The following is a 22,527-nucleotide window of genomic DNA, read 5'->3' on the forward strand; positions in this document are numbered from 1 at the left end:
CGCAGCAGTCAGGCTGCGCGGTGGCGGGTATCAGCAAGGGGCAGGGCCGGCGGCACCTCCCCGATCGTCAGGGTGTCGAGCTTTTCGCGCAGCCGTCCCAACTGGCCGATCAGGCCCTCGCTCGAATGGGTGACGTCGACAGCGGTGGCCGCGGTGCTCTGCGTGCTTTGGTCGAGAAGCGACATCGCGCTGTCGATCTCGGTCAGGCCGGTCGACTGGCTTTGCGTGGCCTGCACCACCTCGGCGATGGTGCGGTTGAGGGTGGCGATGGCCTCGCCGATTTCGGTCAGTGCCGCGTCGACTTCGGCCACGGTGGTCACCCCGCGCTCGACCTCGGTCGCGCTGCCGGTGATCAGGGCCGAGATTTCGGCGGCAGCATCTGTCGTGCGTTGGGCCAGCGCGCGCACTTCCGACGCGACGACCGCAAAGCCGCGACCTGAATCGCCCGCCCGCGCCGCTTCGACGCCCGCATTCAGCGCAAGAAGGTTGGTCTGGAAGGCGATGCCCTGGATCAGCTCGAGGATCCGCGTGATTTCGGCCGAGGCGCGGGCGATGGCCCCCATCGTCTCTTGCGCCCGCCCTGCGGCGCCGCGTCCTTGCCGTGCCTTGGCGTCCGCATCCGCGGCGATCTCGTTGGCCTCGGCGGTCTGGCGGGCGGTCGATCTGACCAGCCCGGTGATCTCGGACAGGGCCGCTGCCGTCTGCTCGAGAGTGGCCGCGTTGCTTTCGGTGCGGCGCGACAGGCTGTCGGCGGCCCCTGTGATCGTCCCCGCCTCTGCGCGGATCGACTCGGCCGTGACGAGGATGTCGGCCATCAACCCGCCAAGAACCGTCGTCGCAGCGTTGAAATCAAGCCGAAGCCGGTCATAGGCGCCGGGAAACGGCTCGGCGATCCGTGTCGTCAGGTCCCCTGCCGACAGGCGGCGCAACCCCTCTCCAAGGGCCGAAACGATGCGTGTCTGCACGGCAAGGCGCTCTTGCTGTTCGGCTTCGGCAAGGCTGCGCTGCCGGTCGCGTTCCGCCGTTTCTGCGGCCAGACGCGCGGCCGTTTCGCGGCCCTGCCGTTCCTTCTCCTCGGCGGTCTGGCGCGCGCGTGCAAGGGTCTCGCGCTCTTCGGCGCGCCTGCGTTCGGCCAGGGCTTCGCGGCTTGCGCGTTCTTCGGTTTCCAGTCGCTGCTTGTCGCGCAGCGTATCGCGAAAGACGGTCAGTGCTGCGGTCAACTGGCCAAGCTCGCCCCGTCCGGCCTTCAACCCGTCGACCGCTGTCAGCACACCCTGCGACAAAAGCGCGGTCGCCCGTGTCGCGCGGCGGATCGGGGCGATCAGGACAACCCATGCCAGCAACGGGCAAGCCGCCAGAAACAACGCCGCCGCGACCGACCATGACACCAGACGCGCCTGCGAGCTTTCGGCCAGCTCCAGCATCGCAGCGGTCGCCGACTCGACGCGGGACAGCACCGTTTCGGTCGAAGAACTCAGATGCGAGGCAAGTTCGCTGACCGATTGCACCGCCGCTGCGGCGCTTTTTTCGGCAGCCGACTGCGCCTGAAGCAACGCGATCTGCATCGCCACGATGCCCGTCGCCGGGTCGGCGGTCGCGACCAGTTGCGCCACGGGGGCGGCAAGCTCGGCTTCGGCCTGCTTGGCACGCAAGTCAAGCAGCGCGGCATGGGCCGAAATGGCGTTCTTCGTCATGCGGATCGCGTTGACATCGTCTGACAGGGCAACCCCGATCGCGGCTGCAAAAACGGTTCGCGCCTGGGCGTCCAGCGCGGTCAAGCGGCGGATCGGATCGATGCTCTTTCGCAGGATGCCTTCGATCACGGTCTTGCCCGCCTCGCCCGTCGCGGGGTCTTTGATGAAGCGGCCCGCATCACCGACCAAGGCGAGTTGCGCGCCTTCGGTCTGGCGATAGGTGAATTCCGCGATCGTGGTCGTCGCGTCCTGCATCGACCGCAAAACCCTGTCGATGTCCTGCTTTCGCACGAACCCGCGATGCCGTGCCGCAACAAGGTCTTTCAGCCGGTGGTCGATCTCGGCGACAAGCGCCACAACCGCCGTATCGCCCGAGGAGCCGATCCTTTCGGCGATCTCGGCCAGATGCTGGCGCGTCTCCTCCTCGGCGCGCTGCATCGTCGCCGCGTCATCGGCGGCCAGAAGCACGGCGAAGCCCTGATTGACGTCGGCAAGGTCCGACAGAAGGGTGTTGCTGCGCGCCAGAACCGGCAGCCGTTCGGTGGCAAGAGCGCGCATCTTGTCGGCGCTGCGATCCGCGGCGTCTAGACCGACATAGACCGTCGCCTCCATCGCCCCCGCAATCAGTAGGACCAAGCCCAGAACTTTGAACGTCAGGCTTCCAAGGTGTTGGCCTATGCCCGTCATGCGTCACCCCCGTTTGCTATCGGGGAAGTGGTCGCATGACGGGTGCTAACGATCTGCTAATTCACGCGGTTTCGTTAAAATGCGCGCGATTTCTGCACGCCTGTCCGCGCCGCCTCAGGGGGCGACCAGCGCCGGAGGAACGCCGCTCAGCGCGGGCGCAAAGGCCGGCATGGCCGCCGGAACCGGCGTGGGCGTCGGCTTGGGCTTTTTCGGCGCGGGCGGTGGCAGGGTCAGCTTGGTCGGGAATGACCCGTCGCGGTTCAGCACGACCACCTTGGTTCCGTCGGGCACGCGTTTGTACAGGTCGATCACGTCCTGATTGATCATGCGGATGCAGCCGGACGAGGCGTTCTTGCCGATGGAAAACCATTCGGGCGTGCCGTGGATGCGGTAGCCGTAATCGACGCCATTGGTCGTCAGATACAGCGCCCGCGCCCCGAGCGGGTTTTCAAGCCCGCCGGGTTGGCCGTCTTTCCATTTCGCAAGCTCGGGCTTGCGGTCGATCATCTCGGGCGGCGGCGTCCAGTCGGGCCATTCCTTCCGCGCGGTGATCTGCGCCTCGCCCGACCATTCGAAACCCGACTTGCCCACCGCAATGCCGTAGCGCAGCGCCTCGTTCTTGCCGGTGATAAGATAAAGGTGCCGCGCAGAGGGGTTGATGATGATCGTGCCAACCGCCTGATCGGTCGGGTAATAGACGGTCTGGCGCTGGAACTCGTCGGGGACCTTTTCTTCGGGAACCGCCGGAAGTTTGAAGGTGCCGTCCATCGACGAGACATAGACCCCCTGCGCCAGCTTGGGTTCGGGGGGCTTGGCCAGACCCGCGTCGATCATCGCCTGATCGGGCATGCAGGCCGACAACATCAGGCACAGGGCGGCTGCAACGGAGCCAAGGGTAAGGCGCATGGGTAAGCTCTTTCCTGCCGTGCGTTTCTGGGTGCCGCCCCGCATCGGGGGACAGCACCGATTGCGCAAAGCCTAACCTCCGCTTCTTGCGAGGTCAAAGCCCCAAAGGCCGGTTTCTACCTCTTCCGCATATGGTTTTGCCGCGCCGAACCGGGCGCAGGCAAAGCGGCGGCGCCGCAGGCCGTCCCGCCCGCGCGGCTTGGCACTGCTCTCCGGTCGCGTCAGGTCACCTTGGCGCGCGTCTTGTATTCGGGCCGGTCCCAGGAGCGGCTTGCCATGATCTCGGACAAGGCCGCGACGGCCGCCTTCACATCGGCCTCGCCGATATAAAGCGGGGTAAAGCCGAAGCGCAGGATATCGGGCGCGCGGAAATCGCCGATCACGCCGCGCGCGATCAGCGCCTGCATGATGGCGTAGCCTTCGGGATGGCGGAAACTGACCTGCGAGCCGCGCATGTCATGGGCGCGCGGCGTGGCAAGGGTCAACTCGGGGCAGGCGGCCTCGATCCCGTCGATGAACAGGTCGCCCAAGTGCAGCGAACGGGCCCGCAGGTCCTCCATCGCCACATGGTCCCAGACATCGAGCGCCGCTTCCAGTGCCGCGAGTTGCAGCACGGGCGGCGTGCCCACCCGCATCCGTTCCGACCCGCGACCGGGCCGATAGCCAAGGTCGAAGGCAAAGGGCGATTCGTGTCCCAGCCAACCCGAAAGGGCGGGGCGCGCCACCTCGGCATGGCGCGGGGCGACATAGATGAAGGCCGGACCACCGGGGCCGGAGTTGAGGTATTTATAGGTGCAGCCCACCGCGAAATCGGCCCCCACCTCGGCCAGATGCACAGGCAGCGCGCCCGCCGAATGGGCAAGGTCCCAGATCGTCAGCGCGCCCATCTCATGTGCCCGCGCGGTGATCGCGGCCATGTCGTGCTTGCGGCCCGTGCGGTAGTCGACCTCGGTGATAAGCGTGACCGCCACCGTCTCGTCGATGGCGTCGAACACATCCTCGGGGGCGACCGTCTTCAACGCATATCCCTGCCCCAGCGTCCGCACGAGCCCGTCGGCCATGTAAAGGTCCGACGGGAAGTTCCCCGTATCCGACAGGATCACCCGGCGCGTCGGGTTCATCTCGAGCGCCGAGGCAAGCGCCTGATAGACCTTGATCGACAGCGTGTCGCCCATCACCACCGTTCCGGCCTCGGCCCCGATCAGTCTGGCGATGCGGTCGCCCACGCGGGCGGGCTGGTCCATCCATCCGGCCTTGTTCCAGCCGGTGATCAGCAGCTTGCCCCATTCCGCAGTCACCGTCTGCGCCACGCGAGCGGCGGCGGCGCGGGGCAGGGGGCCAAGCGAGTTGCCGTCCAGATAGACCACCCCTTCGGGCAGGTCGAACATGGCACGTGTGGCGGCGAAGTCGGTTGTCATCTCGGGCTCCCTCAAGCGTTGCGCGCAGGGTGCCCGTTCGTCCGCGCCGACACAACCGCCCGCGCGGCGCGCTTCACGACGAAAATGAACGTCGAAGCGTCGGAATTTTGCTGGAACGGTCTTGCCAATCCGGTCTGCGGCATAAAAAAGGGGGGCCGCGGGAAAAGCCCCGCGATGCGAAGCGCAAGGGAGGGATGCCGATTGCCATTGACGCTCGATCTGCCGCCCCTGTGGCTTTGCCTGTTTCTGGGCGTGGTCTGGCTGATGGGGCAGGCGCTTGCCCTGCCGCTCTTCGGTGTGACCGGCACGGCGCTGGCGGGGGGGATTCTGGCCCTTGCCCTCGGCCTGATGCTGCTCGCCCTGCGCGAGATGATGCGCGCGCGCACCACTTTCATTCCGCACCGCGCGCCTGCGCATCTGGTCCAGAGCGGCGTGTTCCGCCTGTCGCGCAATCCGATCTATCTGGGCGACGCGCTCGTCCTTTTGGCCGCGATCCTCTGGCTCGACGTGCCCTTGGCGCTGCCGCTGCTGCCCTTGTTCATGCTGGTGATCCGCGAGCGCTTCATCCGCGACGAGGAAGCCCGCTTGCGCGCCGCCTTCGGGGCCGAGTTCGACGAATGGGCAACGCGCGTCCGCAGATGGTTGTGACGGAATGGTGAAAAGATTTGAAATATTGTTGCGCGGTGTTAAGTCGCGCTAGGCAAAGACGGGACCGGTCGAGAGCTTCGGTCCATATTCAGTCGGGGGAGACAGCGTGAAGATCGGGGCACCGAAAGAGATATTCGAGGGCGAGAACCGCGTCGCCATGACACCGGATTCGGCACTGGCCTTGGCCAAGCTGGGCCATAGCTGCGTGATCGAATCCGGCGCGGGCGCGAAAGCGGGCTTTTCCGACGCCGCCTATCAGGCCGCAGGGGTCGAGGTGGTCAAGACCGCCAAGGCGCTGTTCGACGCCGCCGATGTGGTCGTCAAGGTCCGTGGCCCCGAGGAAAAGGAAGCCAAGCTTCTGAAAAAGGGCCAGACCCTGATTTCCTTCTTCTGGCCGGCCCAGAACGAGGCCCTGCTCAAGCAGGTGGCCGAACAGGGTGCCACCGTCGTCGCGATGGACATGGTGCCGCGCATCTCGCGCGCGCAGAAGATGGACGCGCTGTCGTCGATGGCGAACATCGCGGGCTACCGCGCCGTGATCGAGGCGGGCAACAACTTCGGCCGTTTCTTCACCGGTCAGGTCACCGCAGCGGGCAAGGTGCCTCCGGCCAAGGTGCTGATCGTCGGCGCAGGGGTCGCGGGTCTTGCCGCCATCGGCACCAGCGTCTCGCTCGGCGCCATCGTCCATGCCTTCGACGTGCGTCCCGAAGTGGCCGAACAGATCGAATCGATGGGCGCGAATTTCGTCTTTCTCGAATTCGAACCCGCGCAGGACGGCGCCGCCACGGGGGGCTATGCCGCCCCGTCCTCGCCCGAATTCCGCGAGAAGCAACTCGCCAAGTTCCGCGAGCTTGCGCCCGAAGTCGACATCGTCATCACCACCGCCCTGATCCCCGGACGCCCCGCGCCCAAGCTCTGGACGGAAGACATGGTCAAGATGATGAAACCGGGTTCGGTCATCGTCGACCTCGCCGCCGAGCGTGGCGGCAACTGCGACCTGACCGTGCCTGACCAGAAGATCGTGACCGACAACGGCGTGACCATCGTCGGCTATACCGACTTCCCCAGCCGGATGGCGGCGCAGGCCTCGACCCTTTATTCCACCAACATCCGCCACATGCTGACGGACCTGACGCCCAAGAAAGACGGCGTGATCTTCCACAACATGGAGGATGACGTCATCCGCGGCGCGACGGTCAGCCATGACGGTGCCGTCACCTTCCCGCCGCCGCCGCCCAAGATCGCGGCCATCGCGGCCGCGAAGCCCAAGGAAAAGCCCAAAGAGCTGACGCCCGAGGAAAAGCGGGCCAAGGAAACCGCAGCCTTCAAGGCGCAGACCCGCAATCAGGTGGCCATGCTGGTCGTGGGCGGGGCGCTCATCCTGCTCGCCGGGCTTTACGCGCCCGCAAGCTTCATGTCGCACTTCATCGTTTTCGTGCTGTCGGTCTATGTCGGCGTGCAGGTGATCTGGAACGTGTCGCACTCGCTCCACACGCCGCTGATGGCGGTCACGAACGCGATTTCGTCGATCATTATCCTTGGCGCGCTGATGCAGATCGGATCGGGCCACTGGCTCGTCGTGATCCTTGGCGCCCTGTCGGTCTTTATGGCCGGCATCAACATTTTCGGTGGCTTCATGGTGACGCGTCGCATGCTCGCCATGTTCCAGAAGTCCTAAGGGGAAGCGCGCGATGGAATACGGATTCACCACCGCCGCCTATGTCGTTGCGGCAGTTCTTTTCATCCAGTCGCTGGGCGGCCTTTCGGGGCAGGAAAGCGCGAAACGCGCCGTCTGGTATGGCATCGTCGGCATGGCCCTTGCCGTGGCGGCCACGCTTTACGGCCCCGGCGCGGGCAACTGGGTCATCAGCGTCGTGATGATCGCCGTGGGCGGCGTGATCGGCTGGTATGTGGCGCAGCGCGTCCAGATGACCGAAATGCCGCAGCTTGTGGCCGCGATGCACAGCCTCGTCGGCCTTGCGGCGGTGTTCATCGGCTACAACACCCATATCGAACTCGCCGGCCTTGCAGGGCTGGACGAAACGGCCCGCGCCTCGCTGACCGGATTTGCCGGCGTGATCGCGCACAAGACGGGGGTCGAGGTGTCGATCCTGCGCGTGGAAACCTTCCTCGGTGTCTTCATCGGGGCGGTCACCTTCACCGGATCGGTCATCGCCTTCGGCAAACTCGCGGGCAAGGTCGACGGCAAGGCCAAGAAACTGCCGGGCGGCCATGCGCTGAACGCGGGGGCGGCACTGGTGTCGCTGATCCTGCTCTTCGTCTATCTGCAATCGGGCTCGACCTTCGCGCTTCTGGGCATGACGCTCGCGGCCTTCTTCATCGGCTACCACCTCATCATGGGGATCGGCGGGGCGGACATGCCCGTGGTCGTGTCGATGCTGAACAGCTATTCCGGCTGGGCGGCAGCGGCCATCGGCTTTTCGCTGTCGAACGACCTTCTGATCGTGGTCGGCGCTCTGGTCGGTTCCTCGGGTGCGATCCTGTCCTACATCATGTGCAAGGCGATGAACCGGTCGTTCATCAGCGTCATCCTTGGCGGCTTCGGGGGCACCACCGGCCCCGCGATGGAAGTCACGGGTGAGCAGATCGCCATCGACGCCGAAGGTGTCGCCGCGGCCCTGAACGATGCCGACAGCATCATCATCATCCCGGGCTATGGCATGGCGGTGGCGCAAGCCCAGCAAAGCGTTTCGGAACTGACCCGCAAGCTGCGCGCCAAGGGCAAGAACGTCCGCTTCGCCATCCACCCCGTGGCGGGCCGCCTTCCGGGCCACATGAACGTGCTTCTCGCCGAGGCCAAGGTTCCCTACGACATCGTTCTGGAAATGGACGAGATCAACGAGGACTTCCCCTCGACCGACGTTGCCATCGTCATCGGCTCGAACGACATCGTGAACCCCGCAGCGCAGGAAGACCCCAACAGCCCCATCGCCGGCATGCCGGTTCTGGAATGCTGGAAGGCCAAGCAGGTGTTCGTCTCGAAACGCGGTCAGGGCACCGGCTATTCGGGCATCGAGAACCCGCTGTTCTTCAAGGAAAACACGCGCATGTTCTACGGCGACGCGAAAAAATCGCTCGACGCGCTCTTGCCGATGATCGACTGACGCCGCCTGATCTTGCGCGAAAATTCAGGCATCCATGCCGACAGTGAAGCATCTGGCCCCGCAAATCCTGCGGGGCCATTTGCTTTTCTGCAACAGCAGCATTGCATACCCGCGTATTCATGCCTTTTCATGGAGATGAAGCGCCCCGCGCCCTATCTGTCAGGAAAGCCGACAGGACACCCATGCCCAGCATCGCCGACCACCCGCTTCGCTACGCCCTTGTGAACGAACTGCACGCGCGGCCCTTCCCCTCGCTGGAAGCGCCCTGCCATGCGGTCTACGTCGCGATCAAAGAGCCGGTCGAGGCCGCCAACCGCGACCGCGCACGCGACCGCGCGCATCTTCTGGCCCTTCTCGACCGCAACGGTTCGGCCCATCCGCAACCCGATGCCACGCATTTCTCGGGTGCCATCGGCCGCGCCGAGCTGAAATGGGAAAGCCACACCGAATTCGTCACCTACTCGGCCTTCGTCAAAGGCGTCTCCGACCGTCCCTTCGACCCGTCCGAAGCCGAGGTCTTTCCCGAAGACTGGCTGGCCGACGCCCCCGGCAAGCGCGTCTGCTCCGTCCTGATCCGCGTCGAGATCCTGCCCGAGGATGAATCTGCCGTCATCGACAAGCTCGAAGACTGGTTCGTCCCCGAAAGCCTCGCCGTCAGCCGCGTGGTCGACGGTGCCGCCGTGGTCGCGGGCGACTTCCGCATCGACCCCGCAGGTCACATGCGCTTTGCCGTCTTCGTCCGTCCCGGCACGGGCGAGCGGCGCATCGGCCGCATCGTCCAGCGCCTTTGCGAGATCGAGACCTACCGCTCCATGTCCATGCTCGGCCTCATGCGCTCGCGCCAGTTGACCGCCCGGCTCAACGCACTCGACCCGCAGCTCTCGGGCCTCGTCTCGGCACTCGACACCACCGAACGCTCGCCCGAAGCGGCGCTGCACGAACTGCTGACCATCTCCTCCGAACTGGAAAGCCTCGCCGTCCAATACACCTTCCGCTTCGGTGCCACCGCCGCCTACGAGGCCATCGTGAACCAGCGGATCGAGGTTTTGCGCGAACAGCGCATCCTCGGCCGCCAGACCTTTGGCGAATTCATGATGCGCCGCTATGATCCGGCGATGCGCACGGTGAAATCGGCCGAAGCCCGCCTTCGCAGCATGGCCGAACGGGCGCAGCGCGCCGCCGAACTCTTGCGCACAAGGGTCGATGTCGAACGCTCGGCGCAGAACCAGAAACTGCTGGAAAGCATGGACCGCCGCGCCGACCTGCAATTGCGCCTGCAACGCACGGTCGAGGGGCTGTCCACCGTGGCGATCAGCTACTACGCCGTGAACCTTGCGGCCTATGCGCTGGAACCGCTGGCCCATCCCCTGCATCTGTCGCATGGCGCGCTCATGGCGATCCTGACGCCGCTTGTCCTGCTGGGCGTCTGGCTGATGGTGCGGCGCATCCGCAACCACTTCGACTGACCGCTTCCTCTTGCCCCAAATATCCTCGGGGGGGGGCGAGCCGCAGGCGAGCGGGGGGCGGAAAGCCCCCCCGATATTTCGCAGAAATATCGTCAGCGCCCGCGGATGCGCGGGTCTAGCGCATCGCGCAACCCGTCGCCGATATAGTTCACCGACAGCACGGTCAGCGAAATCGCAAGCCCCGGCCAGACCACCCGCTCGGGATAGACCTGCATGTATTGCAGCCCGTCATAGAGCAGCCGCCCCCATGTCGGGAAATCCGGCGGAAAGCCAAGCCCAAGGAAGGACAGCACCGATTCCGTGATGATCGCATCGGCCACACCCAGCGTCGCGGCCACCATGACGGGCGAGACGACATTGGGCAGGATGTGGCGCAGGATGATGCGTTTCGGGCGCACCCCGATCGAGCGCGCTGCAATCACATATTCCCGTTCCTTCAGCGTCAGCACCTCGCCGCGCACGATGCGCGATGTCGCCATCCACGAGGTGATGCCGATGGCGCAGACGATCAGGGTAAAGGCGCCCAGCTCAGGCCCGATCAGGCTGGCGATGCGGTCGCGGAACAGCATCACCATCACCAGCAGCAGCGGAATCAGCGGCAAGGCAAGGAACATGTCGGCAAGCCGCATCAACGGCCCGTCGAGCCTGCGGAAATAGCCCGCCAGAATGCCGATCAGCGTGCCGAAGACGATGGCGATGGTCATCGCCACCATCCCGACCGCCAACGAGATTCGTCCGGCAAGCAGCATCCGCCCCAGCATGTCGCGGCCCAACTGGTCGGTCCCCAGCGGAAAGCGGAAGGACGGCCCCTGGTTCTTCAGCTTGATGGCCTGCGCGACGGTCAGTTTCTCGGGCACCCAAAGCCAGGGTCCGATCAGGACCGCGACAATCAGGAACCCGAGGACGCAAAGCCCGAAGACCGCGCCCTTGTGGCTGCGGAACTGGGACCAGATGTCCCGAAGCGGACTGGCCGGTTTGGAGCGGGCGGCGCTGGCATCAGTCATAGCGGATCCGTGGGTCAAGCAGGCCGTAAAGGATATCGGCGATCAGGTTGAACAGCACGATCAGCACGGCAAAGATAAAGGCAAGCGTCTGCACCATCGGCAGGTCATTGGCATGGATTGCCCCGATCAGGGCCGCCCCGATGCCATTCACGCCGAAAAGGTTCTCGGTGATGATCGCCCCGCCAAAGATCGACGGAATGCCAAGCGCGATGACCGTGACGACAGGGATAAGCGAATTGCGCAGCACGTGCCGCAGCACGACGACCTTTTCGTCCATGCCCTTGGCACGGGCCGTCCGCACATAGTCCATCGTCATGTTGTCAAGCATGGACGAGCGCATGTAGCGGCTGATCGTGGCCGCATTGGCCAGACCGAGGGTCATGACCGGCAGCGCCATCTGCTTGACCTGCTGCAAGAAACTCTGCCAGTCCGTCACCTCGAGCATGGTGTCGTATTTGGTCGGGAACCAGCCCAGCCAGACGGCGAAGATGATAATCAGAAGCGTGCCCGAAAAGAAGGTCGGCACCGAAAATCCGATCATGGCGAACAGCGTGCCGACCTGATCGAAAAAGGAATATTGCCGGTAGGCCGAATAGATCCCGATGGGCAGCGCGATCATGATGCCGACAAGATAGGCCGTGCCGACGACGATCAGCGTCTGCGGCAGGCGCTGTCCGATGATGGTGAAGACGGGGCTGCGCGACTGCCATGACAGGATGCGCTGCTGGCCCTCGACGATGCTCGTGCCGAACCAGCCGTCATAAAGCGTCATCGGCTCGATCCAGAAGAACTGTTTCAGCCAAAGCAGATAGCGAACAAAGACCGGCTGATCCGCGCCAAGCGCCTCGATCATCTTCTGCCGCACATCGGGCGGCACGGTCAGCGGAATTTCGGCCATGGGCGAACCCGGCGCAAGATCGACCAGAAGGAAGATCACAAGGCTGATGACCAACAGGATCGGAATGGCCAGCAACAACCTGCGAAGCGTAAAGGTTAACATGCCTTGCGCGCCCTGGGGTTACAGAGAAAAAAGGGGATGCGGGGCCGATATGGCATCGGCCCCGCCTCGTGGTCAGGTCACTTCACGCGGAACCAGTCGGCCGCGTTCCACATTTCCGAATCCCAGGCGTTGATCTGCACGCCGCCAAGGCTGTTCGAATGGGCCGAAAGCGTCCCGCGATGCACCAGCGGCACCACGATCATGCTGTCCTTGGTCACCATGTCGTTCAGCTTCTTGGCAATCTCCTGCCGCGCGGCGATGTCGGTCGTCGTGGCAAGCGTTGCGTAAAGCGCGTCATATTCCGGCGTGCAGAAGCGGTTGATGTTCTCGCCCTGCCACTGGGTTTCCGGCGAAGGCGCGTTCTTGCACTGGTACTGGCCCAGATAGCTTTCCGGATCGGGGCTTTCCGAGTTGTTGGCGTACATCTCGACGTCGGCATAGAACTTCTGGAACGTGTCCGGCGAACCGGGGTCACCACCGAAGAACACGCCCGGATCGATGGCCTTCAGCTCGACATCGACGCCAAGCTCGGTCCACCAATCCTTGATAAGCGCCTGAAAGTCCTGACGGATCGGGTTCACCGTGGTCTGGTACAGGATGTGCAGCTTCTTGCCGTCCTTGTCGCGGATGCCGTCGCCGTCGCTGTCTTTCCAGCCCGCTTCATCCAGCAGGGCCTTGGCGCCTTCCATATCCTGCGCGATGCAGCCTTCGTTGTCCGACGCCCAGCCTTCGGGGCCGGGGATCACGTTGCAGGTGGGCTTGCCGCCCGCGCCATAGCCGACCTCGACAAGGATCGAACGGTCGATGGCTTTGGACAGCGCCGTGCGCACCTTGATGTCCGACAGGATCGGGTGGGGGTGCTTGGCGGTCGCACGCTCGCCTTCCGGCAGGGCCGGATCGGGGTCGGTCGTGTTCATCTCGATCCGCTCGACCAGCGTGCCGAAGGCCACGACGAATTCGCCCTTGCCTGCGGCCTTCATCGATTCTTGCGTTTCGGGCGGGATCTGGGTGTTCCAGGCGTAGTCGAATTCGCCGGTCTCCATCACGGCGCGGGCCGAGCCTTCGGCATCGCCGCCGCCCTTGATCACGGCCGTCGCAAAGGCCGGCTTGGCCGGATCGCGGTAGTTCGGGTTGGCCGCCATCTGCACGGTGTCATTGACCGTGAAGCCCGTCACCATGAACGGGCCGGTGCCGACCGGCATGTTGTTGGCATCGGTGCAGGTGGGGGCAGCCGCGCCAAGGCAGGCTTCGAACTGCTTCTTTTGCAGCAGCGGGGCCAGCGCGCTGACAAAGGCGGTATAGGGGTTCGCCTTGGGGCCCGAGAAGGTGACCTTGATGGTCGAGGCATCGACCGCCTCGACCGAGGCCACGCCTTCGTATTTGGTCGCCTGCGAGCAGCCGCCCGCCGGATCGGTGCAATACTGCCAGGTGAACACCGCGTCATCGGCGGTGACTGCCGTGCCGTCCGACCATTTCAGATCGGGCAGCAGCTTCCACGTGATCGAGGTCATGTCCTCGGAAATGCCGCCGTTTTCCTTGGTCGGGATTTCGGTGACCAGCTTGGGGATCAGCACGCCCTCGGGCGTCAGGCCCGCCAGCGGCTCCAGCACCATCGACGCGGCGTAGATGTCCTTGGTGCCGCCCGTCAGGTAGGGGTTCATGATCGACACGGCCTGCGGGAAGGTGAGCTTCACCTCGCCATCCGTGCCGCGCTCGGCATGGGCGGCGGGGGCAAGCGCGAAGGCGGCCGCCGCTCCCAGAAGTAGGGTCTTCAGTTTCATCTTGGTCTCTCTCCTTGTTGGTTTGGCTCGTTCGCCCCGGTGGTCCGCCGTTCATCCGGCGGTTTTATTGGTATCTCCGTAAAGGTGGCAGGCAACGAAACGCCCCGCTTCCACCTCGGCCAGCCTCGGCTCCTCGACGCGGCAGCGGTCGAACACCTTCGGGCAGCGCGTGCAGAAGTTGCAGCCCGCCGGCGGATTGGCGGGCGAGGGAACGTCTCCGGTCAGGATGATGCGTTTGCGCGTCGCCTCGCGCACGGGGTCGGGTTCCGGCACGGCGGACAAAAGCGCCTGCGCATAGGGGTGCAGCGGCCGCGCATAAAGATCGTCGCGCGGCGACAGTTCGGCGATCTGCCCCAGATACATCACCGCCACGCGGTCGGCGATATGGCGCACCATCGACAGGTCGTGGCTGATGAACAGATAGGTCAGCCCCAGCCGTTCCTGCAAATCTTCCAGCAGGTTCACCACCTGCGCCTGGATCGACACATCCAGCGCCGCGATCGGTTCGTCGCAGACGATGAACTTGGGGTTCAGCGCCAGCGCCCGCGCGATGCCGATGCGCTGGCGCTGCCCGCCCGAGAATTCATGCGGGTAACGGTTGGCAAAGGCGCGGTTCAGCCCGACCTGGTCCATCAACTCGTGGACGCGGTCGAGCTTGCGTTCCCCCGACCAGTCGGTGTGCTCATCCAGCGGTTCGCTGATGATCGCCGCCAGCGTCATCCGCGGGTTCAGGCTGGCCTGCGGGTCCTGGAACACCATCTGCATCGTCGGCCGCTTCTTCCGCAGCGCCTCGGGCGACAGGGTTGCCACATCCTCGCCGTCGATCACGACAGACCCCGCCGTCGGCGTGTAAAGCCGCAGCAAGGCCCGCCCCACGGTCGACTTGCCGCATCCCGATTCACCCACCAGCCCCAGCGTCTCGCCCGGCATGATGTCGAAACTGACACCGTCGACCGCCTTCACCTCGCCCGCGCGGCGGCGCAACAGCCCCGCATAGATCGGGAAATGCATCTTGAGATCGCGCACCCGAACCAGCGGCAGCGGAGAAGCGTCCAGCATCACACACCCTCCGGCGACCAGTGGCAGGCAACGTCATGCCCCAGACCCACGGGACGGTCATCGACGGCCCGGCGCTGCGGGTTTTCCGCCTCGCAGCGGGCAAAGGCATGGGCGCAGCGCGCCCGGAACGGGCAGGCGACGGGTTCCGCCGTCATGATGGGCGGCTGCCCCTCGATCACCTGCAACCGCGCCCCGCGTTCGCCCGTCAGCGACGGGATCGTCTTCAGCAGCGCCCGCGTATAGGGGTGGCGCGGGTCGGCGAACAGCTCGGCCACGGGGGCCTGTTCCACGACCTGCCCGCCATACATCACCATCACGCGGTCCGCGATTCCCGCGATCACGCCAAGATCGTGGGTGATCCAGATGATCGCCATCCCCAGCTTCTGGCGCAGGTCCTTGACCAGTTCGATGATCTGCGCCTGGATCGTCACATCAAGCGCGGTGGTCGGTTCATCCGCGATCAGCACATCGGGGTCGCAGGCCAGGGCGATGGCGATCATGACCCTTTGCCGCATCCCGCCCGAAAACTGGTGCGGATAGGCCTTCAGCCGTTTCTGCGCATCCGGAATCCCCACCAGCGCCAGCAACTCGGTTGCCCGTTTCCGCGCCTCAGCCCGGTTCATCCCCATGTGCCGCATCAGCGGCTCCATGATCTGGCTGCCGACGGTAAAGACGGGGTTCAGGCTCGTCATCGGGTCCTGAAACACGAAGCCCACCTTCGCCCCGCGCACATCCTGCAACGCGCGCGGGCCGATCTTGAGCAGGTCGCGGTCCCCCAGCATGACCTGCCCTGCCCGCACTTCGGCAGGGGGCGAGGGCAACAGCCCGATCAGCGACATCATCGTGACCGACTTGCCCGATCCGCTTTCACCGACGACACCCAGCAACTCTCCCGGCCGCAGCATGAAGCTGACCGAGTTCACGGCGTGAACTTCGCCGCCCCGCGTGCGGAAAACGGTTTTCAACCCCCGAACATCGAGGACAGGCAGCGCCCCATCGGGCATAAGGCAGACCCCCCAGGCCTATGTTATTATTCGGAATTAATGGCTTGCCATTGGTGCAGCCCTTTCCGTTGTCCCGACTGTCACGGAAAATTCACGATCCCGCAACTGTCTTGTTGCGCTTTACCTTACGTCATTCGCGCGGGGCTTGACGCCGCGCCCGCTTGCGGAAACCTTGGGCGAAATGCCCGAAGGTCATGCAATGAACGCCGCAGAAACGCTGTCTCCCCGCCAAATCCTTGATCGTCTGGTCAAATTCCCCACCGTCAGCCACGACACCAACCTGCCGCTGGTCGACTGGGTGGAAGGCTACCTTGCCAGCCACGGCATCCGCTCCTACCGGCAGTATCACCCCGAAGGGCAAAAGGCCGCCATCTTCGCCCATGTCGGCCCTTGGGAGGAAGGCGCGGTCGTGCTGTCGGGCCATACCGATGTGGTCCCCGTCGAAGGGCAGGTCTGGTCCTCCGACCCCTGGACGGTGACCGAACGCGACGGGCGGCTTTACGGGCGCGGCACCTGCGACATGAAGGGGTTCGACGCCCTGTCGATCTGGGCGCTGGTCGAGGGGCAGAAGCGCGGGTTGAAACGTCCGCTGCAACTCGCCCTGTCCTATGACGAAGAGATCGGTTGCACCGGCGCCCCGCCGATGATCGCCGAAATGCAGAAACACCTGCCCAAGGGCAGCGCCGCCGTGATCGGCGAGCCGTCGCGCATGAAACTGATCGAAGGGCACAAGGGCGGCACAGGCTTTTTCGTCAACATGAAGGGCTACGAGGTCCATTCCTCGCTGCTGCCCTATGGCGTCTCGGCAATCCTCGAGGGGGCGCGGCTGATCGCATGGGTCAATGACCGCAATGCCGAACAGCTGGCCGCCACGCCCGGCCCCTTGGCCGCCGCGTTCGACCCGCCCTATACGACCTTTCACGTCGGCATGATCTCGGGCGGGACGGCGCATAACATCACCGCCGCCGATTGCCGCTTTGCCGTGGAAATGCGCGTGGTGCCGGGGGAAAGCGTCGATCACTGGGCCGATGCCTTCCAGACCGAGGCCGCGCGTCTCGACGCCGCGATGAAAGCCGTGCGCCCCGAAGCGGGCGTCCATCTGCACCGCTTCTTCGGCGTGCCCGCCCTGCAACCCGAAACCGGGGGCGAGGCCGCGGCCCTTGTGCGGCGGCTGACGGGTGACAATGCCTCGGGCGTTGTGTCCTACGGCACTGAAGCGGGCCAGTTCCAGGAAGCGGGCTATTCGGCCGTGGTCTGCGGTCCGGGCGACATCGCCCAGGCCCATCAGGCCGACGAATTCATCGAACTGTCGGAATTCGCCGCCGGCCAATCCTTCATGGAGCGGCTTCTGGCCGAACTTGCCTGATGCGCTTCCCGATCAACGACTCCACCCCCGTCCGCTTTGCAGGACCCGCTCCCGAAGCCTGCGACGTGGTCGTGGTCGGCGGCGGGGTCATGGGGGTGATGACCGCGTGGTATCTGGCCGAACGCGGGGTCAAGGTCACGCTTTGCGAAAAGGGCCGCATCGCGGGCGAGCAGTCCAGCCGCAACTGGGGCTGGATCCGTCAGCAAGGGCGCGACTTTTCCGAACTGCCGATCATGATGGAAAGCATGCGGCTGTGGAAATCGCTGTCGCAAGAGATCGGCGAGGGTCTGGGTTTCCGGCAAGAGGGGGTGCTCTACCTCGCCAAGACCGAGCGCGAGGTGGCAGGATTCGAGGCATGGCGCAACACCGCGATGGGCCACGGGCTTGACCTCGACATGCTCTCGGGGGCCGAGGTCGCGGCGCGGCTGAAAGGGTCGGTCAAGGAATGGCGGGCGGGCCTGTTCACCCCGTCCGATGCGCGGGCAGAACCTTGGGCGGCGGTGCCCTTGCTTGCGGCAGGGGCGGTGCGGCGCGGTGCGGTGATCATCGAGGCTTGCGCGGTGCGCGCGCTCGACGTGGCGGGCGGGCGCGTGGCGGGGGTGGTGACCGAAGCGGGGCGCATCGCCTGCGACCGCGTGGTCGTGGCGGGCGGCGCGTGGTCCTCGCTGTTTTTGCGTGCATCGGGTGTGCATATCCCACAACTCGCCGTGCTGGCCTCGGTCGCCGCGACCGAACCGATGGCCGAGGTCTTTTCCGGCAACGCCTGCGACGACGATTTCGCCTTCCGCCGCCGCACCGACGGTGGCTATTCCATCGCGCCGGGGGGCGGGCATGATTTCTACATAGGCCCCGATGCGTTCCGTAACCTGTTGGATTTCCTTCCTGTTCTCAAAAAGGACTGGCGCTCGGCCAGCTTTCGCGCCGCGGCCCCCAAGGGGTTTCCCGATGCATGGGGCACCCCGCGGCGCTGGTCGGCCGACGAGGTCACCCCCTTCGAGCGCACCCGCATCCTGAACCCCGCGCCGAACATGGCCCGGATCGACGCCGTCCAGCGCCATTTTGCCCAGGCTTTCCCGACACTTGGCCGCCCCCCCCTGCGCGCGGCCTGGGCCGGGATGATCGACACCATGCCCGATGTCGTCCCCGTCGTCGACCACGCCGCACCCCTTCCCGGCCTCACAATCGCCACAGGTCTTTCCGGCCACGGCTTCGGGATCGGTCCCGGCATGGGGCGGGTGGTGGCCGATCTGGTAGAGGGCAACCCCACCGGCCACGACCTGTCGCGCTTCCGCCTCTCGCGCTTCAGCGATGGCACGAAGCTGGAACCCGGCCCTTCCTTGTAGGGCGGCGGTGCCGCAAGGCCGGGGGGCATTCTGCCCCCCAAACCCCCCTAAGGATATTTGGAGCAAGAGGAACGGACCACCTTCATCCTTGCCGCAAATACTCCGGGGTGAGCCCGCCTGCGGGCGAGGGGCGGCGCCCCTCTCTTTACTTGTCCCGCCGCACAGGCTAGGTCGCGCCCTTCGCAAAAGGGGGCCGGCATGGCGGGCATTTTCGCAGGGATCGACTTTGGCACGTCGAATTCGACGGTCGGGCTGGCCGATGCGGCAGGTGCGCGTCTGATCGCCCTCGAGGACGATCAGGCAACGCTTCCCTCTGCCGTGTTTTTCGAGGCCGATGGCGGCGGCGCGCAGTTCGGGCGGGCGGCGATGGCGGCCTATCTCGAGGGTGACGAAGGGCGCCTGATGCGGGGGCTGAAAAGCACCCTCGGCTCGGCATTGCTGGGCGAACGGACCGCGGTGGGCAACCGCTCCATCAGCTTCAAGGATGTCGTGCAGCGGTTCATCCTGCATCTGCGCGGCAGGCTTGACGCGGCACATCCGGGACTGAAACAGGCCGTGTTCGGGCGGCCCGTCCATTTCGTCGATGACGATCCGACCGGGGACGCGGCGGCGCAGGGCTCGCTCGAAACCATCGCCCGCGCCTGCGGCTTCGACGAGGTCGAGTTCCAGTACGAACCGGTCGCTGCCGCCTTGCACTATGAACAGGGGCTAAAGCGTGAGGAGGTGGTGCTGGTCTTCGACATCGGCGGCGGCACCTCGGACATCTCGATCCTGCGGTTGTCACCCGAGCGGGCAAAGGCCGCGCACCGGATGGACGACATCCTTGCCAATGGCGGCATACGTGCGGGCGGCACCGATTTCGACCGGCTTCTATCGCTGGCCGAGGCGATGCCGCATCTGGGATACCTTGCCCCGATGAAGGGCGGCACGGGGTTGATGCCGCGGCACTATTACCTTGACCTTGCCACCTGGCACCGGATCAACGCGCTTTACACCGCGCGAACGGCGGCGGACCTCAAGGCGTTGCGCCTCGATGCCGACAGGCCCGAACTGGTCGAACGCATGATGCGCGTGGTCGAGGGGCGCAAGGGACATGCGCTGGCGATGGAGGTCGAACGGGTCAAGATCGCCCTGTCGGGGGACGAGGCCGCGCGCTTGATGCTGTCGCCCCTTGGCGGCGGACCCAATCCCGTTGCGCGGCGCGACCGGTTCGAGGCGGCGGTCGAAGCCCCCGTCGCGCGGATCGCCGGATTGATCGACGCGACGCTGCGCGAGGCGGGATTGCGGCCCGGGCAGGTCGCCACGGTCTTTCTTACGGGCGGGTCGTCGCATCTGCCGATTCTGCGGGCCACTGTCGCCGCGGCCCTGCCTGCGGCGCGGATGGCCAGCGGAGATATGCTTGGATCGGTCGGCACGGGCCTTGCGCTCGATGCGCGGCGGCGCTTCGGCTAGGGCTTGCCGGAGCCAAGGCTTTGACGCAGCATGACGGGATCAAGGAGAACCGCCATGCCCGTCAAGAACCGCTTTGCCGAACTGCTGCCCGAAATCACCGCCTGGCGGCGCGATTTCCATGAACATCCCGAACTTCTGTTCGACGTCCACCGCACGGCGGCGCGGGTGGCGGAATTGCTCCGCGCCTTTGGCTGCGACGAGGTGGTCGAGGGTATCGGGCGCACGGGTGTCGTGGGGGTGATCAAGGGGCGCAACACCGGATCGGGCCGCGTGGTCGGGTTGCGTGCCGACATGGACGCGCTGCCGATCCGCGAGCAGACGGGGGTTCCCTATGCCAGCAAGACGCCCGGCAAGATGCATGCCTGCGGGCATGACGGGCACACGGCGATGCTGCTGGGGGCGGCCAAATACCTGTGCGAGACGCGGAATTTCGACGGAACCACGGTCGTGATCTTCCAGCCCGCCGAAGAGGGCGGCGGCGGCGGGCGCGAGATGGTCGCGGACGGGATGATGGACCGCTGGGGCATCCAGGAGGTCTACGGGATGCACAACATGCCGGGGATACCGGTGGGGCATTTCGCGATCCGCCCCGGTGCCCTCATGGCGGCGGCGGACCAGTTCGAGGTCACGGTGACCGGCAAGGGCGGGCATGCGGCAAAACCGCATGACTGCATCGACACCACGCTGGTGGCCGCACAGATCATCGTGGCCATGCAAAGCATCGCCAGCCGCAACGTTGACCCGCTCAAGCAGGTTGTCGTTTCGGTCTGCACGTTCGAAACCGACAGCACCGCGCATAACGTGATCCCGCAGGTGGTGAAGATGAAGGGCACCGTCCGGACGATGGACCATGCCGTGCAGGACTTCGTCGAGCGCCGGATTTCCGAGCTTGTGTCGGGTGTGGCGCTGGCCTTTGGCGCGACCGCGCATGTCGATTACGCGCGCGGCTATCCGGTCACCCTGAACGCAGCCGAGAACACCCGCTACGCGGTCGAGGTGGCGCGCGCCGTCTCGGGGCAGGTGGATGACAACACCGCGCCCCTGATGGGGGCCGAGGATTTCAGCTTCATGCTGAACGAACGGCCCGGCGCCTATATCTTCGTCGGCAATGGCGACACGGCGATGGTGCATCACCCCGCTTACAACTTCGACGACGACGTGATCCCCTTTGGCGCAAGCTGGTATGCGGGGATGGTCGAGGCCCGGATGCCCGCCGCATGATCGCATCCGTGCTGGTGGCGGCGATCGGGGCGCTGCATGTGTATATTCTGGTGCTCGAAATGTTCCGCTGGGAGGCGCCGCGCACGCGGGCGGTGTTCGGCACAAGTGCCGAATTCGCCCGCGCCTCCAAGGTGATGGCGGGCAATCAGGGGCTTTACAACGGGTTCCTTGCTGCGGGTCTGTTCTGGGCCCTGACCAAGGGGGTGGCAGGCGCGGGGTTTGCGCTTGCCGTCTTTTTCCTGGGCTGCGTGCTGGTTGCGGGCCTTTACGGTGCAGCGACCGCCTCGCGCCGGATCCTGTTCGTACAGGCGGTTCCGGCGGCGCTGGGGTTGCTGGCTGTCGGCTTCGGGGTCTAGCCGTAGCTCAGTTTCGTCGCCTTGCCGCGGAAGATGACATAGGCAAGCACCGTGTAGCACAGGATCACCGGCAGCACGAACAGCGTGCCGATCAGGATGATGGTCAGCGCCTCGGTCGACGATGCCGCCTGCCAGATGGTCAGCTTGTCGGGCACGATATAGGGGTAGAAGCTGTAGGCCATCCCGAAGAAGCCCAGCACCATCAGCGTGACCGCCCCCGCAAAGGGGAACCATGCAAAGCTGTCGTCGCGCGTGGGCAGGCGGCGGAGCGAAAGCCACAGAAGCGCCACCAGAAGGCCCGACATCATCGGCAGCGGGGCAAGCGCCACGATTTCGGGGAAGCGGAACCATTTGTCGAAGATGCGGGCCGATACGAGCGGGGTCGCCACCGAAACCGCCCCCATGCCCAGCACCACGCCCCAGATGCCGCCCCGCGCCCATGAAACGGCCTTGATCTGCAAATCCCCGTCGGTCTTGAGGATCGTCCAAGCCGCGCCGATGAAGCTGTAGGCCACGGCAAGGGCCACGGCGGTCAGGCTGGCAAAGGCGATCTCGGCCCATCCCCAGCGCAGGCCCATGATGTAAAGGCCCAGCATGAAGCCCTGCGACAGCGCGGTCATCAGGCTTCCGGCCCAGAAGGCCGCATCCCAAGGGCGCTTGTGGGCCACGGGGGCCTTGGCGCGGAACTCGAAAGCCACGCCGCGCAGGATCAGGCCGATCAGCATGACCGCCACGGGCAGGTAAAGCGCCGTCAGGATCGCGCCATGCGCGGCAGGGAAAGCGACAAGCAGCAGGCCGATGGCAAGCACCAGCCACGTCTCGTTCGCATCCCAGAACGGGCCGATCGAGGCGATCATGCGGTCCCGCTCGGGCTCTGACGCGAAGGGGAAGAGGAGGCCCACGCCAAGGTCGAAACCGTCAAGCACCACATAGAGCAGGATCGACAGGCCCATGAGCGAGGCGAAGATAAGCGGGAGGGTAACGGGGTCGAACATGT

18 protein-coding genes are annotated in these 22,527 nt (G+C 65.4%); 9 read left to right on the top strand and 9 right to left on the bottom strand.

From position 1 onward, the window contains the following. Positions 1-8: 8 nt before the first annotated feature. From H7F16_RS14595 to kynU, 3 genes are all read right to left on the bottom strand, one after another. The gene (locus tag H7F16_RS14595; RefSeq protein ID WP_185798354.1) at positions 9-2,330 is read right to left on the bottom strand and encodes a methyl-accepting chemotaxis protein; all 2,322 of its coding nucleotides are present in this window, start codon (positions 2,328-2,330) and stop codon (positions 9-11) included. 165 nt (positions 2,331-2,495) lie between these two features. After that, positions 2,496-3,287, bottom strand: a complete 792-nt coding sequence (locus H7F16_RS14600; RefSeq protein ID WP_185798355.1) for a L,D-transpeptidase — start codon at positions 3,285-3,287, stop codon at positions 2,496-2,498. Between the two features lie 221 nt (positions 3,288-3,508). Then, complete coding sequence (gene kynU / locus H7F16_RS14605; protein ID WP_185798356.1) at positions 3,509-4,705, bottom strand: kynureninase; 1,197 nt, start codon at positions 4,703-4,705, stop codon at positions 3,509-3,511. Positions 4,706-4,906: 201 nt separating this feature from the next. Between kynU and H7F16_RS14610 the strand changes: the two genes are divergently transcribed. From H7F16_RS14610 to H7F16_RS14625, 4 genes are all read left to right on the top strand, one after another. Further along, the gene (locus H7F16_RS14610; protein ID WP_241741460.1) at positions 4,907-5,353 is read left to right on the top strand and encodes a methyltransferase family protein; all 447 of its coding nucleotides are present in this window, start codon (positions 4,907-4,909) and stop codon (positions 5,351-5,353) included. A 106-nt stretch (positions 5,354-5,459) separates the two neighbouring features. Continuing rightward, positions 5,460-7,031, top strand: a complete 1,572-nt coding sequence (locus tag H7F16_RS14615; protein WP_185798358.1) for a Re/Si-specific NAD(P)(+) transhydrogenase subunit alpha — start codon at positions 5,460-5,462, stop codon at positions 7,029-7,031. A 13-nt stretch (positions 7,032-7,044) separates the two neighbouring features. After that, positions 7,045-8,478, top strand: a complete 1,434-nt coding sequence (locus tag H7F16_RS14620; RefSeq protein ID WP_185798359.1) for an NAD(P)(+) transhydrogenase (Re/Si-specific) subunit beta — start codon at positions 7,045-7,047, stop codon at positions 8,476-8,478. Between the two features lie 182 nt (positions 8,479-8,660). Further along, positions 8,661-9,944, top strand: a complete 1,284-nt coding sequence (locus H7F16_RS14625; protein WP_185798360.1) for a DUF3422 family protein — start codon at positions 8,661-8,663, stop codon at positions 9,942-9,944. A 92-nt stretch (positions 9,945-10,036) separates the two neighbouring features. On the opposite strand, the gene H7F16_RS14630 is transcribed toward H7F16_RS14625, so the two are convergent. From H7F16_RS14630 to H7F16_RS14650, 5 genes are all read right to left on the bottom strand, one after another. Next, positions 10,037-10,948 (bottom strand): ABC transporter permease, encoded by a 912-nt coding sequence (locus H7F16_RS14630; protein WP_185798361.1) that lies wholly within the window; start codon positions 10,946-10,948, stop codon positions 10,037-10,039. Next, positions 10,941-11,948, bottom strand: a complete 1,008-nt coding sequence (locus tag H7F16_RS14635; protein ID WP_185798362.1) for an ABC transporter permease — start codon at positions 11,946-11,948, stop codon at positions 10,941-10,943. The genes H7F16_RS14630 and H7F16_RS14635 overlap by 8 nt, the downstream gene beginning before the upstream one ends. Positions 11,949-12,025: 77 nt before the next feature. Then, the gene (locus H7F16_RS14640) at positions 12,026-13,729 is read right to left on the bottom strand and encodes a peptide ABC transporter substrate-binding protein (RefSeq protein ID WP_185798363.1); all 1,704 of its coding nucleotides are present in this window, start codon (positions 13,727-13,729) and stop codon (positions 12,026-12,028) included. Between the two features lie 51 nt (positions 13,730-13,780). Further along, positions 13,781-14,788 carry an ABC transporter ATP-binding protein gene (locus H7F16_RS14645; protein WP_185798364.1) on the bottom strand — a complete coding sequence of 336 codons (1,008 nt, stop codon included), beginning with the start codon at positions 14,786-14,788 and terminating at the stop codon, positions 13,781-13,783. Next, entirely contained in the window at positions 14,788-15,792 is a 1,005-nt protein-coding gene (locus tag H7F16_RS14650) for an ABC transporter ATP-binding protein (protein ID WP_185798365.1), read from the bottom strand. Before H7F16_RS14650 ends, H7F16_RS14645 begins: the two co-directional genes overlap by 1 nt. Positions 15,793-15,991: 199 nt before the next feature. Here H7F16_RS14650 and argE point away from each other — a divergent pair, with 199 nt between their 5' ends. The 5 genes from argE (at position 15,992) to H7F16_RS14675 (ending at position 21,530) form a co-directional block, all read left to right on the top strand. After that, positions 15,992-17,158 carry an acetylornithine deacetylase gene (gene argE / locus H7F16_RS14655; RefSeq protein ID WP_185798366.1) on the top strand — a complete coding sequence of 389 codons (1,167 nt, stop codon included), beginning with the start codon at positions 15,992-15,994 and terminating at the stop codon, positions 17,156-17,158. Next, entirely contained in the window at positions 17,158-18,501 is a 1,344-nt protein-coding gene (locus H7F16_RS14660) for an NAD(P)/FAD-dependent oxidoreductase (RefSeq protein ID WP_185798367.1), read from the top strand. Before argE ends, H7F16_RS14660 begins: the two co-directional genes overlap by 1 nt. Before the next feature lie 198 nt (positions 18,502-18,699). After that, a complete protein-coding gene (locus H7F16_RS14665) occupies positions 18,700-19,953 on the top strand; it encodes an Hsp70 family protein (RefSeq protein WP_185798368.1) in 1,254 nt (417 codons plus the stop codon). Positions 19,954-20,007: 54 nt separating this feature from the next. Then, positions 20,008-21,174, top strand: coding sequence for a M20 aminoacylase family protein (locus H7F16_RS14670; RefSeq protein ID WP_185798369.1), 1,167 nt, complete (start codon positions 20,008-20,010; stop codon positions 21,172-21,174). Continuing rightward, positions 21,171-21,530, top strand: a complete 360-nt coding sequence (locus H7F16_RS14675) for a DUF1304 domain-containing protein (protein WP_185798370.1) — start codon at positions 21,171-21,173, stop codon at positions 21,528-21,530. Before H7F16_RS14670 ends, H7F16_RS14675 begins: the two co-directional genes overlap by 4 nt. On the opposite strand, the gene H7F16_RS14680 is transcribed toward H7F16_RS14675, so the two are convergent. Continuing rightward, complete coding sequence (locus H7F16_RS14680; RefSeq protein WP_185798371.1) at positions 21,527-22,525, bottom strand: cytochrome d ubiquinol oxidase subunit II; 999 nt, start codon at positions 22,523-22,525, stop codon at positions 21,527-21,529. The two genes, H7F16_RS14675 and H7F16_RS14680, sit on opposite strands and share 4 nt — an antisense overlap. Between the last annotated feature and the right edge of the window lie 2 nt (positions 22,526-22,527).

The organism is Paragemmobacter straminiformis (genome assembly GCF_014243445.1).
In the GTDB taxonomy this organism is placed as follows: domain Bacteria; phylum Pseudomonadota; class Alphaproteobacteria; order Rhodobacterales; family Rhodobacteraceae; genus Paragemmobacter; species Paragemmobacter straminiformis.

Excerpts from the sequence above, each read along its gene's own strand:
- H7F16_RS14680 (WP_185798371.1), bottom strand. The coding sequence starts at position 22,525 with ATGTTCGACCCCGTTACCCTCCCGCTTATCTTCGCCTCGCTCATGGGC.
- H7F16_RS14600 (WP_185798355.1), bottom strand. The coding sequence starts at position 3,287 with ATGCGCCTTACCCTTGGCTCCGTTGCAGCCGCCCTGTGCCTGATGTTG.
- H7F16_RS14645 (WP_185798364.1), bottom strand. The coding sequence starts at position 14,788 with ATGCTGGACGCTTCTCCGCTGCCGCTGGTTCGGGTGCGCGATCTCAAG.
- H7F16_RS14635 (WP_185798362.1), bottom strand. The coding sequence starts at position 11,948 with ATGTTAACCTTTACGCTTCGCAGGTTGTTGCTGGCCATTCCGATCCTG.
- argE (WP_185798366.1), top strand. The coding sequence starts at position 15,992 with ATGAACGCCGCAGAAACGCTGTCTCCCCGCCAAATCCTTGATCGTCTG.
- H7F16_RS14665 (WP_185798368.1), top strand. The coding sequence starts at position 18,700 with ATGGCGGGCATTTTCGCAGGGATCGACTTTGGCACGTCGAATTCGACG.
- H7F16_RS14630 (WP_185798361.1), bottom strand. The coding sequence starts at position 10,948 with ATGACTGATGCCAGCGCCGCCCGCTCCAAACCGGCCAGTCCGCTTCGG.
- H7F16_RS14640 (WP_185798363.1), bottom strand. The coding sequence starts at position 13,729 with ATGAAACTGAAGACCCTACTTCTGGGAGCGGCGGCCGCCTTCGCGCTT.
- H7F16_RS14660 (WP_185798367.1), top strand. The coding sequence starts at position 17,158 with ATGCGCTTCCCGATCAACGACTCCACCCCCGTCCGCTTTGCAGGACCC.
- H7F16_RS14670 (WP_185798369.1), top strand. The coding sequence starts at position 20,008 with ATGCCCGTCAAGAACCGCTTTGCCGAACTGCTGCCCGAAATCACCGCC.
- H7F16_RS14620 (WP_185798359.1), top strand. The coding sequence starts at position 7,045 with ATGGAATACGGATTCACCACCGCCGCCTATGTCGTTGCGGCAGTTCTT.
- H7F16_RS14650 (WP_185798365.1), bottom strand. The coding sequence starts at position 15,792 with ATGCCCGATGGGGCGCTGCCTGTCCTCGATGTTCGGGGGTTGAAAACC.
- H7F16_RS14675 (WP_185798370.1), top strand. The coding sequence starts at position 21,171 with ATGATCGCATCCGTGCTGGTGGCGGCGATCGGGGCGCTGCATGTGTAT.
- kynU (WP_185798356.1), bottom strand. The coding sequence starts at position 4,705 with ATGACAACCGACTTCGCCGCCACACGTGCCATGTTCGACCTGCCCGAA.
- H7F16_RS14625 (WP_185798360.1), top strand. The coding sequence starts at position 8,661 with ATGCCCAGCATCGCCGACCACCCGCTTCGCTACGCCCTTGTGAACGAA.